A 13,569-nucleotide genomic window follows, 5' to 3' on the forward strand; every position below is an offset into this window, starting at 1 on the left:
CGCGCAGCGCCCGCGTCCCGTCCTCTTTCACCCGGTACGAATGTGGGAGAGAGAGGATATGGCTGCCCCCATCAATGAAGGCGCTGGTCCGGGGCCGGCGCAGTGGACGCGCTCGGGCCTTGCCGTGGTGGCGCTGTGCTTTGCCATCAATATGGCCGATGGCGTCGACGTGACGATCCTGTCGTTCATCGCGCCCCGGCTCCAGTCCGACTGGGGCATCGGATCGGACACGATGGGCAACCTGTTCAGCGCCGGGCTGATCGGCATGGCGATCGGCGGCATGGGCATCGCGCCGCTGGCCGATCGCTTGGGCCGCCGCCGCATCATCCTGGCCGCGCTGGCGCTGATGTCGACAGGGATGGTCGCCAGCGGTTTCGCCACGGGCGTTCCCATGCTGTTCGCGATGCGCCTGATCGTCGGCATGGGCATCGGCACCGTGCTGGCGGCGATGGCGGCCCTCGCCGCGGAAAGCGCGCCCGCAGTGCAGCGCAACCTTGCCGTGGGCATCGTGCAGGCCGGTTACCCCTTTGCAGCGGTGTTCACCGGGCTGATCGTGGCGCGGCTGCTGCCGGTCACGGGCTGGCACGCGCTGCTTATCGTCGCGGGCGCGATCACCGTGATCCTGTTTCCCGCCGCCGCCCTGATTCTGCCACGTGGCCCTGCCGGCGCGGACGGAAAGGCCTCCGGGGAAGCGGGCCGCGTGGGCACGCTGTTCGCGCCGGCCTTCCGCAAGCGCACGATCGCCCTGTGGAGTGCAGTGTTCTTCGGGCTGATGGTGCTCTATTTCATCGTCAGCTGGATCACCAAGCTGTCGATCCAGGCCGGCCTTTCCGAAACCAACGGAATCTATGCCGGCGCGCTCTACAATTTCGGCGCCTTCGTCGGCACGACCGCAATGAGCCTGCTGGCCGTGCGGGTGCCGCTCGGCAGGCTGGTCCCGGCCATGCTGGTCGGCGCGGCCGGCGCGATGCTGCTGTTCGGCTCCGTGACGATGCCGGTCGCCGAAACGCTGGGCGTGGCCTTCCTCATCGGCGTGCTGCTGCAGGGTGGATACAACGGCGTCTGGCCGCTGGCCGCCTCGGTCTATCCCGCGAGAATGCGCGCGACGGGCGTGGGCTGGGCGATCGGCATCGGCCGCGCCGGCGCCGTCATCGGCCCGATGATGGGCGGCTATCTGATGGCCGCCAAGGCCAGTCTGCCGCTGCTATTCGTCAGCTACTGCATCCCGCTCCTGCTCTGCGCGCTGGCCTCCGCGACCGTCGATCGTCTCTCCCGGAATGTTTCTGAATAATTTGACAGGAACTAGTTCGTAACATAAATGAAAATACGAAGGCAGGCGAATCCAAGCCTGCCCAGGGAGGATTGACCATGCGTTTGAAAGGCACCCGTCTTGTCTTGTCCGCGTCCGTCCTGTCGGTGGCCGTGGCGCTCGCCTGCCCCGTTCAGGCCCAGGAGGCGCCCCAGTCCGCCGATCAGCAGAGCGCGGACGGCAACGATCCATCGACCAAGGAAATCATCGTCACCGGCTCGCTGATCCAGCGGCCCAACAACACCGCAGTCAGCCCGATCGTGTCGGTGGGCGAACAGGCGATCAAGGAAAGCGGCAACGTCAACCTGCAGGATGCGTTGAACCAGTTCCCCAGCTTTACCACGGCCGGCAATTCCAGCACCGGCGGCCAGGGCACCGGCGGCCGCGCCTCCGTCAACCTGCACGGCCTCGGTGCGAACCGCAATCTCGTGTTGCTGGACGGCAAGCGCCTGCCGCTGTCCGACATCAACGGCACCGTCGATACCAACATCGTCCCGGAATCGATCATCGGCGGCGTGGACGTCATTACCGGCGGCGCTTCGGCGGTCTATGGGTCCGACGCGATGTCGGGCGTGGTCAACTTCAAGACGATCCGCGCCTTCGACGGCGTGAAGATGGACGTCCAGAACTCGATCAGCGAACGGGGCGATGCCCACAAGTTCAACGGCTCGGTCGCTTTCGGCTCCTCGTTCGCGCAGGATCGCGGGCATGTCATCGCCGCATTCAGCTACACCAAGCAGGACCCGGTCAACGGCAGCAGCCGGTCGTTCTTCTACGACAAGACGCCGTCCTCGTTCATCGGCACCGGCACGTTCGTGCCCAGCGCCACCAACGCGCCCAACGCGGCTGTCGTGCAGTCGGTATTCGCCGGATATGGCGTGACCAGCGGATTGCCGGCGAACTACCAGCTCCAGAATATGGGCTTCAACAACAACCGCACCCTGTTCTTCCAGACCGGCGGCGCCAACTACCAAGGCCCGACCAACGGCATGGGCTATCTTCTGGTCGGCGGCAACGTGCGCATGCCGGTGGGCCAGCAGATCGATTTCCAGAACGGCCTGCAGCGCAAGACCGCTTTCGTCAAAGCGGACTATGACCTGACCCCGTCGCTGACCGCCTATGGCCAGTTCCTGTTCGTCGATCTCAACGTCCACACCGCCAGCGGCGGCAGCCTTACGCAATTCGGCACGCTCACCACGGTTCCGGTCACCAATCCGTTCATTCCGAACGATCTGCGCACGATCCTTGCCTCGCGCCCCAACGCCACCGCGCCGTTCACCTGGAACGGACGCTATGTCGGCGTGCCCTACAAGTCCTGGGACGAAGACTACCAGGTCCAGCAATACCTGGCCGGCCTGAAAGGCGATATCGCGCCGGGCTGGAGCTTTGACGTGTTCGCGTCCTATGACCAGTCGGTCCACCAGCAGACGCTGCACAACGCCGTGCTCAAGAGCCGGGTCCAGACCTTGCTCAACGCGGCCGATGGCGGCAATTCGCTGTGCGCCGGCGGCTTCAACCCGTTCGGCGATGCCAACGCCCGTTCGCTGTCGCCCGCCTGCGCCGCCTATATCACCAAGGATGCGTTCAGCCGCGAAAAGCTGGGGCAGACGCAGGTGCAGGCGCAGGTCAACGGCAAGCTGTTCGACCTTGGCGCCGGCCCCGCGCAGATCGCCCTTGTCGCCGACTACCGCAAGAACACCTATTCGTTCGTGCCCGACAGCGACCTGCGGACCCAGAACATCGAGGCCGTGATCGCTTCGCTGCCCGCATCGGGCCGCATTTCCGTGAAGGAATTCGCGGCGCAGATCGACGTGCCCCTGCTTGCCGACAAGCCGTTCTTCAAGGAATTCGGCATCGGTGGCGCGGTGCGCGTGTCCGATTACTCGGTCACCGGGTCAGTCACCAGCTTCGAGGCCGACGCCCGCTGGCGCCCGGTCGATGCGGTTCTGTTCCGCGGCAGCTTCCAGCGCGCCGTGCGCGCGCCCAACATCGGCGAACTGTTCTCCCCGCAGCAGGGCAGCCAGCTGGTGATCGGTACGCCGCCGGGCGCACTGGGCGATCCCTGCGACTACCGCTCCACCGCCCGCACCGGCGCGAACGGGACCAGTGTCGCCAACCTCTGCGTCGCGCAGGGCGTGCCGCAGGCCGCGATTTCCAGTTACACCTTCCCCACCACCGCGACCGGACAGCTGGTTTCCGGCAACACCAAGCTGACGCCCGAGCGCGCCAACACCTTCAACGTGGGCTTCGTGTTCACTTCGCCCGCGCAGAGCGGCCCGCTCGCGGACTTCTCGCTGTCGGTCGACTACTACAACATCAGCATCAAGAACGTGATCTCGACCGTGCCGGGCCTGACCGTGCTGTCGAAGTGCTACAACCTCGATGGCTCCAATCCCGGCTATTCGGTCAACAACCTCTACTGCCAGCTGATCCAGCGGGATTCGACCGGCCAGATCGTCAACGTCGCCACGCCCTATCTCAATCTGGGCTCGCTCAAGACCGACGGTGTGGAAGTGCAGGCGAACTGGGGCGTCCCCGCGCCGTTCCTGGGCCAGACCGGCAAGCTCTACATCAATTCGGCGGTGGGCTGGCTGCACAGCTACAAGGTGCAACTGCTGCCCGGCGGGCCGTTCCTGAACTATACCGGCATCAGCAACGGCGCTGCCGGCCCCAGCTCGGTGCCCCCGCGCGCCACGCCCGAATGGAAGGCGCTGACCACGTTCGGCTATCGTTCCGACCGGGTCGGCATGGGCCTGCGCTGGCGCTTCCAGAGCAGCATGGCCGACACCACCTCCGTCCTGACGCCGTCGGCCGCGCAGGTGGGCGTGGGCGCGTACAACCTGTGGGATCTGTTCGGCACCGTGAAGGTCGGCAAGAACTTCGAGTTGCGCGGCGGCGTGAACAACCTGTTCGACAAGGGCTTGCCCTATGTCGCCAGTTCGCAGAACGGCACGGACGTCGCGCTCTATGACGCGATCGGGCGTTCCTTCTACATAGGCGCGAAAGTCAGTTTCTGATCCACCCTCTCCCGGCGCCGCTCCCTCGCGGCGCCGGGCCTTTTTGCGAAAGGCAACAATGATCCGTTCCGGGCTTCTGGGCCGCGCCATCATGGCCTCCCGCTCTCCCTGGCTTCATGAGCAGGAGGCCAAGGCGCTCGGGCTGGACCTGACTTACGAACTGTTCGATTTTACCGAACGGGGCCTGGACGATGCCGATCTTCCCGCGATCGTGGCGCGCCTGCGCGACGAAGGCTTTGCGGGGTTCAACGTGACCTATCCGTTCAAGCAGGCGATCATCCCGCTGCTCGACGAACTTTCCGAAAGCGCGGCGATGGTCGGCGCGGTCAATACCGTGGCGGTGCGCGACGGCCGACTCATCGGGCACAACACCGACATGCCCGGCTTTCGCGACAGCCTGCTGGCCGGCCTCCCCGACGCGCGGCTGGACCATGTGATGCAGCTCGGCGCCGGTGGCGCGGGCGCGGCTGTGGCCAACGCGCTGCTCTCGCTGGGGGTGAAACGGCTCGAACTGGTCGATGTCGATAGCGCCCGCGCCACCTTGCTGGCACAGGAACTGACGCAACGGTTTCCCTCCGCACAGGTTTTCGCCACCGCGCTCGCCGATCTGGATACCGCCAGCGTGGACGGCATCGTCAACGCCACGCCGATCGGCATGGCGGCACGTCCGGGCACGCCGATCCCTCTAGATGCCCTCGCCCCGCGTCACTGGGTCGCCGATATCATTTACTTCCCGCCGGAAACCGAGCTGCTTCGGGTCGCACGAAGCAAGGGATGCCGCGCCATCAACGGTATCGGCATGGTCGTGGGTCAGGCCGCGCTGGCGCTGGAGATTATCACGGGCCACCGGCCCGATACCGCGCGGATGCAGCACAGCCTGACCTGACCTGCCTGTGGCGGCTCGCCATGGGCCGGACGGGCCAAGGATAACCCATTGTCGCCTGTTTGGCGGCACGTGATGCCGCGCGACCGAGAAAACCGCCGCCGGCACTGTCAGCTTCCTGACGTCACCAGGAGCGCTCCATCCGTGAAGGCCCGTCCGATGGCCCCACAAGCGCGCACAGGCCTTTTACTCGGCCGATCCCCGGCACGTGCCGGCACACCGCTGTATGGGGCTCACGCTGGCGCTGACGCCACCTTCCTACGCCAGGCCGTCCCGGCATTCTTCTCCCTAGGACACCGCTCCACCCCTTCCCTCTTGACATTCTTGCAACAAACGTTACAATCTTACATTGTGAGAAATGGAACGCCACAGATGAGCTCGCTCAGGCGAACACTGGCAACGCTCGACGCCGTGTTGTTGGGGGGTGCGGACCGGCCAATCACGGAGATCGCGCGTGATCTCGCCATTCCGCCGGCGACGGCGCATCGCCAGGTCGTGACGCTGGCGGCGGAGGGCTATCTCGCGCGGAGCGAAGGCGGCGGCTATGTTGCCGGCCCTCGCCTGCTGCGGTTGCTTCGCCATCTGGAAGAGAATCGGGCTGGCGAGGTCGCTCCTTCCAGCACCGCGCGGACTTCTCGTTGACGTCGGGCGTCACCGGGCTGGCGAGGCCTGTGTGAAAGGAGCCGAGGCGTTGGTTACGGTTTGTCCGGGCTGTCCTCCCTCCCCCCCTTCCCCTCACCGTCTCCATCGGGCTCGATGTCGCGGAATCGCTACAAGATATGCGAAGTGGCAGGCCGTGCGTTAGGAGGCCGAAACGGTTGGTGTTCCGGTTTCGCTTATGGGACGCGCATTCTCCAGTATCCATTTTCAGCATGAAATTTCCTTAGGCGTTAGATACGGTTAAATGCCTTTAGAGGAGTTAAAGGGAAAAACGCCCTTCCGACTCGTTGATTCAGCGCGAGTCGCACGATGATCGCGTTCCCGATGTGCCGCTAATCTGTTCCCGAAGGATCGATCTTGCGTTCCCGAAGGATCGTCCTGGCGTTCCCGAAGGATCGAAATCTGCCGATCCGGTGTTCCTGATAGGTCGATGATGGCCTGCCGCTCGATTTTTGGCACGCGGGTTTGAATCAAATCCAGCGAATGAGCCCGGAACGAGGTTCAAAATCGCGCAGATGCCTTGGGCGCTCGTTACGGAACGTGCCGCCTGTGATCGCCGGCCCGACACTTCAGGAACGGACGACGGCAAGAGCGCTGGCATATTGCAGCGCTTCACAGAGAAAGAACGGGGCATCGTATCGACACAGCGGTGTGTGGGATTTCATCGCGAGCGGCGACAAAAGGTCCGGGCCGACGAGATGAAGGAACATCTCCCCTCCCCTTCCCGCGTTGCCCTTTCCGGGAGGGAGAGTGCGGGGACTGATCGGACAGGCCGTCGCGGTGCTGCGCGCGGCTCGGAACTCAGCGCAGGCTGTTCCGGTTCTTGGCGTGATGGCGTTTGACCCAGCCGATGAAAGCGCGCTGCCAATTGGCGGGCGTGCGTTCAGGGTCTGCATCGACCCAGCGTTCGAACTCCGCATGCAGGGCATAGAGGTCCCAGCCTGGGCAGGTCTCGCGCAGATACTCCGCGGTTTCGCCCGTGACGAAGCCGCGGGTCGAGGCGCTGGTCAAACCGGCGAGGGCAGTTCGGACGAGCGCGCCGGCTTCGACCGTCATGTCGACGTCGTCGGTCGGAGCGGCGGGGGCTTGGTCTATCGGTGCCGGGGCAGCCCGAACGGCGGAAGACGCGGGCGGCGAAAGCGGAGCAGGGGAGGGAAGTTTCCCCGGGGAAACCGTCGCGGTTGCCCGTTGGGATGGCGGGCGGCTGCCTCCATCCTTGCCGTCGGTGCGCGTGGCCCGCAGCAGCGGCTCGCCGTTCTTGCCGGGCTCGATGGCCAGCGTGTAGCCGGGCAGGGCGTTCTTTTCCGCCAGCTTGACGATCTCGAACTTGAAGCGGCGGTATTCGCCTTCGGCGCCGCTTTTCTCGAACAGCACCGGCATGGAAATGGCAAACCCGTCATCGCCGGCGCCGCCTGCGTGCTTGCGCGCGACCTTGTAAAGCCAGCGCTCGCGGCCACCGGTCAGCTTGAAGTAGGCGCGATCAATCGAGAGGACGCCGCCCTTCATCATCACGCCTTCCCAGAACCAGTTGGATAGCTCCAGGGTCATGCCGCGCGACCGTTCGGTCTTCTCGTCGACAAGCTGGGTCCAGCCATCCAGCCACGAGAACGTGGCTTCACGCCGGTTTTCGGCGCGGATGTTGGTCTTGATCGTTGTGGCGACAAGCCGGTCTAGCGCCTGGCCCAGCAGCTCGTAGGCGCGTCCCGTGGTGGGCCGGTCGATCGCGCGCAGCAAGTCGTAGGGCATGATGTGCAGCTTGCGCGGCACGTCGTTCACGCCACGCCGGGCCATGTCGGCAAGCACGCTGGCGCAATAGATCAGGATGTCCGCATCCCAGATCGTCGCCATGCCGTAATCCGGATTCGCCGAGACATGCACCCACAGCTTCCCGTCGGGCGAGGTGTAATCGATCGGCTTGAGGCGTTTCGACTTGGCGAGACTGAAGAACGGCCGCTCCATCATCTCGCGCTGATCGCGCAAGGGGAGGTCGGCGATATAGGGAAGAAACAGGTCAAACTGGTCCGTGTCGCCAGCCTTGCGTGCCCGGCTCACGGTAAAAGTTTCCCCGGGGAAACCCGGGCAGCTGTTCGGCGCGCGTTCCTGCGGTCAGGACGGGGCAGGGGCCATGCGTGGACGGGCAGGAAACGATCGCACGTCCTCAAGCCTGTACGCCCTTGCCGTCCGCCGCCAGTCTCTCCAGCACATCGCGGATGCCGTTCAGCAGATCTTCGGTGTTCGATCCCGAACCCGCGTGCAGGCGCACCGTCGCGCCTTGCCGGTTGGACGACAGAACCGAAACCGCCGCGCGCTGCGTGCGGGGGTTGACCCATTCCGCAAGCGGGCCGGCAGGGCGTTTGTCGCCGATCGGCGCCGCGAGCAACCGCTGAAGCACTTCCGCGGCGGGAAGCGTGGCGTCGCCCGCCTTGCGCCGGGCGTCCTGAAGCCGGGCGAGCGCCCGAGCTTCGCGGTGAATGGCTTGCGCCGCGCCGCGATCGTCCAGCGCCTGCGCAAGCGGGTAGGCCGGCTTCAATTGCACGTCGGCCGGGGAGGCGAACGCGGCGACCACGTCGTCGGGCAGGGCGGCGACTTTGAGCATCTTCGAAAGCCAGCCCTTGGACAGCCTGAGGCGCTCGGCCATGCGCGTCTGGTGGTTGCCGTAATGATCCTTGAGCGCCTGGGCGTAGTTGCGCGCGCGTTCGAGATCCGACACGTCCTTGCGCGCCCGGTTCTCCAGGTCGGCAAGGCGAAAGGCCGCCTCGTCGTCAAGCTGGGCAACCTGCGCGACGAACATCATGTCCGGGTAGGAATGACGGCGCAGCCAGGCGATCGACCAGTGCCGCCGCGTACCGGCGATCACTTCGTAATCGTGCTCCGGGTCGCCTTCGACGCGCCTGACCACGGCAGGCACCTTCTGGCCGCCTTCCGCCACGATCGAATCGATCAGTTCGCGGCAGGATTCCTCGGTCAAATGCTCATAGGAGCGGGCGTTCCCCGGCCAGATCCGCACCCGTTCGGGATTGAGCAACAGTTGCGTAACCTGCCGGACCTCGCCGCTGGCGACGCGGGCAAGAGCGCTTTCGCGCCCCAGCAGCGTGGTTCCGCGCAGCCGTTCGGCGCGTGGGGTCTCGACTGGGGCAGGCGGGGCGGCCGGCGTCTGCGATTCCGCTTGGATCAGGTCATCTTTCGACGATTTTTCAATCGGTTCATCGTCCGCGAGCAGCGCGGCAAGATAGTCGCTTTGCTTACGCGCCATGGATTTTCTCGCTGGATGGCGTCAGGCCATGGGGGGAAGGGGCATCATGCGGCATTGAGAACATCCTCCTCGCGCGCAGGGGCCACGCGGCCCCAGCCTTGCCGGACCAGCTGTTCGATCTGACCCAGCGCTTCGTCGAGATTGGCCTTGCTGCGCTTGTGCGTCTTCGGCGTGCCGATCGGCTTTTCGAGTTCGTACACGGTCATCATCCGCATCGCCGCGTGGCTGATCTCGGCGGATTCGAGGATCGGAACGGGAAGGAGGGCCGGACCGAACGTCTGTTCCATGACCGTGCGGATCATCGCGTGGCTAGGGTCGTTGCTGTCGAACTTGGAGCAGATCAGGCGGACGAAATTGTAATCGACGGTGATGCCTGCGGACACGAGCTGCGCGATCACCTGGTCCATCATCGACAGGAATTGCACCGTGGAACAAAAGTCCGGCGTGGTGGCGGCCAACGGAACAAGCAGGGCGTTGGCCGCCTGCATCACCGCCAGGCTGATGGTGCCCAGCGCCGGCGGCGGATCGAGGATCACCACGTCATAATCGCGCGCGAGGTCCATCAGGCCCGCCTTCAGCTTGCGGAAGCGCGCGGCGAGGACCGACTGCCCGTCCGCACCGCCTGCGGCCAGCTCGTATTCGACATCGAACAGTTCGAGGTTCGACGGGATCAGGTCCACGTTGGGCCAGGGTGTGCGCTTCACGGCATAGAGCAGGTCGGCCTGGGTCGGATCGATCGAGAGGTACGGGTAGAGCGTTTCCTCGCGCGTGATGTTGAAGTGCGGGTTGAAGCCGAACAGCGTCGTGGTGGTTGCCTGGCTGTCGCAGTCCACAACCAGCACCCGGTAGCCCTGGACGGCGAAGTAGTGCGCAAGGTGCGTCGTCACCGTGGACTTGCCCACGCCGCCCTTGAAGTTTTGCACCGCGATCACGGCGGGGACATCGAGCGGGGCGCGATGCGGCGCGGCGCCCAGCACTTCGCGCATGTTGAGCAGCTCTTCGATGGTGTAGCCCACGCGACGGCCGTTCTCTCCCGCCGGGGGAGGGGGAAGGCGTCCGTCGTCCTCCGCCATCCGGATGCGGTTGGTGGAGCAGCCTAGAAGCTGCGCCGCCTCGGCAATGCCGAAGCGCAAGTTGAGCCCCTTGCGGCTTTCGGGCAGAAAGGCCTTGCGCCGCAGCCGCTCGATCATCTTTTCGCCGGCATCGGCAAGATCGCCGATCTGGGCTACAATTTCATTCATGGACTGCCCCGCGCGCGGATATGAAGCTTTGTTCAACACACATGCACGAAAATGCTTCAACACGCAACGGATGATGCATTGTGGGTTCAGGAAAGGCCGATTTGGCGCATTCGACCCTTCCGGATCGCCCAGCCCGATCATCCCCGCGGAACCGATGCGTTCAAATTTGCGCTCAGGAGCCCGTGGAAGCGCGAAGGTTCAGCGTCCTATGCACGACTACCCCGCAGGGCGTTTTGCGCCTCTAAGGGCGGTTTCCGGGCAATTCTGTTAACTCTTTGTAAACCAATATCTTTTTTCGGGCACTATACGACTGGTCGACGCCGGAAGGCGCTCGTAAAAAATCAAATTAAAACAGTTGTTAAGCTGCATTTGGCCGCACTATCGGGGCACATATGCGCACCACCATCCCAACCGTCCGTTCCGTGCAAAACGGTTAATCCTGCTAGGATGTGACCGAGGCGAGGGTCGTCACGGAATGTTCGCCAAGGCCACGCCCGAATCGATTCGGGCGCCGTGCGTCGCCGCGCCGATTCGGATTCCGGACGATGGATCAGGCCACCGGCGTCGCGCCCGCCTGGTTGCGCATGTGCCAACCCAGCGCGTCGATCTTGCCGAGGATGGCATCCGCCACGGGCGAGGGTTCCGCCAGTTCGTCCCATGCGCGATGGAAACACAGCAGCCAGCCCTCGATCTCGTCCGGTCCGATGGCCGCGACGAAGTGGCGCTGGCGTAAGCGGGGGTGGCCGTACTTGTCCGTGTAGAGCGGCGGGCCGCCCAGCCAGCCCGTAAGATACTCGAACAGTTTTTCTTCCGCCCGGGCCAGCGACGGCGGATGCACGTTCCGGCAGGCTGCGGCTTCCGGCAGCGTATCCATCAGCGAATAGAAACGGGCGCAAAGCGCGCGCACGAACGGTTCGCCGCCCAGCGTTTCGTAGGGTGTCGCGCTTGCGGGCGCGGGGCTGTCCGTCATGCCGTATCCTGTCCGTGTGCGACCGCGCATTCACGCGATGCCGCGCAGGAAATCAAGCGGCATCGTGGCGGCCTGGCTCCGCGCGCGCTGCGCGGAATGCGGCCCGCCACGTGACGCAGATGTAACGTGCGCCGCATCGGTGCCGTTCGCTATGAGGGGCGAGCTTTCAGGGCAGTGGCCCGATCGACGGTGCACATGGCTTCCATTCTCGTCATTGAAGATGATGCCGAAACGGCGCGCGAGATTGCGGACGAATTGCGCGTGCACGGTCACGCCGTCCATGCCGAGGCGGATGGGCAGAACGGTTTGGAGCGCGCCCTGCGCGAGCCGTTCGATGCGATCACGCTGGACCGGATGCTGCCCGGCCTGGATGGTCTGGCCGTCGTGGCGCGGCTGCGCGACGCCGGCATCGTTACGCCGGTGCTGATGATCAGCGCACTGGGCGATGTCGATGCGCGGATCGACGGGCTGCGCGCCGGGGGCGATGACTATCTGATCAAGCCCTTCGCGCCGGACGAGATGGCGATGCGGGTCGAAGTCCTGCTGCGACGGCGCCGGCAACTGGAAACGGCTGCCGCCATGCTGCGGGGCGGACCGGTCGAGATGGACCTGATCCGTCGCGAGGTGCGCGTGGATGGCGATCCGGTGCGGTTGCTGCACATGGAGTTCCGCCTGCTGGAATTCCTGATGCGCAACGCGGGCGAGATCGTCACGCGGCAGATCATCTTCGAACGCGTGTGGGGGTACTATTTCGATCCGGGCGCGAACCTCATCAACGTGCACATCGCGCGGCTGCGCAAGAAGATCGACCGGCCAGGGCACGCGTCGCTGATCGCGACGGTCAAGGGCGAGGGATACCGCTTCGATGCCGGGTGACTGGCCGCATCTGCGCGACATTCGCAAGACCAGCACGTTCCGGCTGACACTGGCCCTGGGCGGAGCCGCGACTGTTGGCGTGCTCCTGCTGCTGCTGATCATCTACAGCCTGACCGAACGCGAACTGAACGGCCGCAGCGACCGTATCCTCCGCACCGAAATCGCGCGGCTGGCAGCCTTGCCGGAGGCGGACCTGCCGGCGGAAATCGATAAATCCTCGGCAGCGAGCATCAGTGGTCTCAACCACTTCGGCCTGCTGTCCTCGGGCGGACGCTGGCTGGCGGGGGATCTCGGGGCGAGCCCGCCCTTGGTTGTCGGGCATCCCTACGAGCGCGATGACGGGCCGGACGTGCGCGGGCCGTTGCGCATCCTGGCCATGCGAACACCGGGCGGAGCGCTGCTCATGGTCGGCCGCGATGTGCGGCCGATCGTCGATCTGCGCGGGCGCATGGTGGAAATTCTCGTCCTCAGCGGCCTGTTCGTGGCGCCCTTGCTGCTGGCGGCGGGGTTCGCTGTCAGTCTTGGGCCGCTCCGACGCGTGGACCGTCTGCAGCGCGTGGCGCTGGAGATCGGATCGGGGCGGCTGGCGGCGCGGATGCCGATCGAGGGGCGGGGCGACGAGCTGGACTTGTTTGCCGGCACCGTGAACCGGATGATCGGAGAGGTGGAGCGCACCGTCGACCAGGTGAAATCCGTCACCGACGCGATCGCGCACGATCTTCGGACGCCGCTGACCCGGGTGCGCAACCAGCTCTATCGCGCCAGCCACGATCCGGCCATGGCGCCGGCCGATGTCGTGCGGATCGAGGCGGCCATGGCCGATCTTGATCTTGTTCTGGCGCGGTTCGCGGCGCTGCTCCGCATTTCGGAGCTAGAGGCCTCCGGCCGCCGCCAGGGTTTTGCGATGAGCCGCATCGATCGGCTGCTGGACACGGTGGTCGAACTGTACTGCCCGCTTGCCGAGGAGCGCGATGTCGCGCTGCGGTGGCGCGGTGCGCCGCCTGTGCGCCTGTATTGCGACGAGAAGCTGATCTTCGAGGCCGTCAGCAACCTTGTCGACAATGCGATCAAGTTCGCGCCGGAGGGAGGGGGCGTGTCGATCCGGCTGGCGAATGACGATGGTTCCGTGGTGATCGAGGTACGCGATAACGGTCCGGGTATTCCGGTGGACCAGTTGCAGGCCGTGCTGCGGCGCTATGACCGGGGCGTGGCGTCCGCGGCTGTGCCCGGATCGGGCCTTGGCCTCAGCGTAGTGGCCGCGATCGTGCATCTGCACCAGTTCGCGCTGGAGCTTTTGCCCGCCGAACCGGGCCTGCGCGCGCGCATCGTCGCGCCTGTGGAAGCGCAACAGGCCAGGTGA

At 65.3% G+C, this 13,569-nt stretch carries 11 protein-coding genes; 6 read left to right on the forward strand and 5 right to left on the reverse strand.

What is annotated here, in order from left to right; genetic code table 11:
• Positions 1–58: 58 nt before the first annotated feature.
• From FA702_RS20395 to FA702_RS22915, 4 genes are all read left to right on the forward strand, one after another.
• Positions 59–1,291 carry an MFS transporter gene (locus FA702_RS20395; RefSeq protein ID WP_136957903.1) on the forward strand — a complete coding sequence of 411 codons (1,233 nt, stop codon included), beginning with the start codon at positions 59–61 and terminating at the stop codon, positions 1,289–1,291.
• A 77-nt stretch (positions 1,292–1,368) separates the two neighbouring features.
• The gene (locus FA702_RS20400) at positions 1,369–4,326 is read left to right on the forward strand and encodes a TonB-dependent receptor domain-containing protein (protein ID WP_136957904.1); all 2,958 of its coding nucleotides are present in this window, start codon (positions 1,369–1,371) and stop codon (positions 4,324–4,326) included.
• Positions 4,327–4,384: 58 nt separating this feature from the next.
• Entirely contained in the window at positions 4,385–5,212 is an 828-nt protein-coding gene (locus FA702_RS20405; protein ID WP_136957905.1) for a shikimate dehydrogenase, read from the forward strand.
• Between the two features lie 369 nt (positions 5,213–5,581).
• Positions 5,582–5,851: a helix-turn-helix domain-containing protein gene (locus FA702_RS22915; protein ID WP_168196166.1), complete on the forward strand. Its 270-nt coding sequence runs from the start codon at positions 5,582–5,584 to the stop codon at positions 5,849–5,851.
• Positions 5,852–6,670: 819 nt separating this feature from the next.
• Here the strand turns inward: FA702_RS22915 and FA702_RS20415 are convergent.
• The 5 genes from FA702_RS20415 to FA702_RS22920 form a co-directional block, all read right to left on the reverse strand.
• Entirely contained in the window at positions 6,671–7,921 is a 1,251-nt protein-coding gene (locus tag FA702_RS20415) for a replication initiator protein A (RefSeq protein ID WP_136957907.1), read from the reverse strand.
• Positions 7,922–8,027: 106 nt separating this feature from the next.
• On the reverse strand, positions 8,028–9,122 hold the full coding sequence (locus FA702_RS20420; protein WP_136957908.1) for a ParB/RepB/Spo0J family partition protein: 1,095 nt from the start codon (positions 9,120–9,122) through the stop codon (positions 8,028–8,030).
• Positions 9,123–9,166: 44 nt separating this feature from the next.
• Complete coding sequence (locus tag FA702_RS20425) at positions 9,167–10,363, reverse strand: AAA family ATPase (protein WP_124811000.1); 1,197 nt, start codon at positions 10,361–10,363, stop codon at positions 9,167–9,169.
• 550 nt (positions 10,364–10,913) lie between these two features.
• On the reverse strand, positions 10,914–11,333 hold the full coding sequence (locus FA702_RS20430; RefSeq protein WP_136957909.1) for a group II truncated hemoglobin: 420 nt from the start codon (positions 11,331–11,333) through the stop codon (positions 10,914–10,916).
• A 30-nt stretch (positions 11,334–11,363) separates the two neighbouring features.
• On the reverse strand, positions 11,364–11,615 hold the full coding sequence (locus FA702_RS22920; RefSeq protein WP_168196127.1) for a hypothetical protein: 252 nt from the start codon (positions 11,613–11,615) through the stop codon (positions 11,364–11,366).
• Here FA702_RS22920 and FA702_RS20435 point away from each other — a divergent pair.
• Together FA702_RS20435 and FA702_RS20440 are read left to right on the forward strand one after the other, a co-directional pair.
• Positions 11,529–12,209: a response regulator transcription factor gene (locus tag FA702_RS20435; RefSeq protein WP_136957910.1), complete on the forward strand. Its 681-nt coding sequence runs from the start codon at positions 11,529–11,531 to the stop codon at positions 12,207–12,209. The genes FA702_RS22920 and FA702_RS20435 overlap by 87 nt on opposite strands.
• Positions 12,199–13,569 (forward strand): HAMP domain-containing sensor histidine kinase, encoded by a 1,371-nt coding sequence (locus tag FA702_RS20440; protein WP_136957911.1) that lies wholly within the window; start codon positions 12,199–12,201, stop codon positions 13,567–13,569. Before FA702_RS20435 ends, FA702_RS20440 begins: the two co-directional genes overlap by 11 nt.

Origin of the sequence: Novosphingobium sp. EMRT-2 (assembly GCF_005145025.1) — a bacterium.
Lineage (GTDB): Bacteria > Pseudomonadota > Alphaproteobacteria > Sphingomonadales > Sphingomonadaceae > Novosphingobium.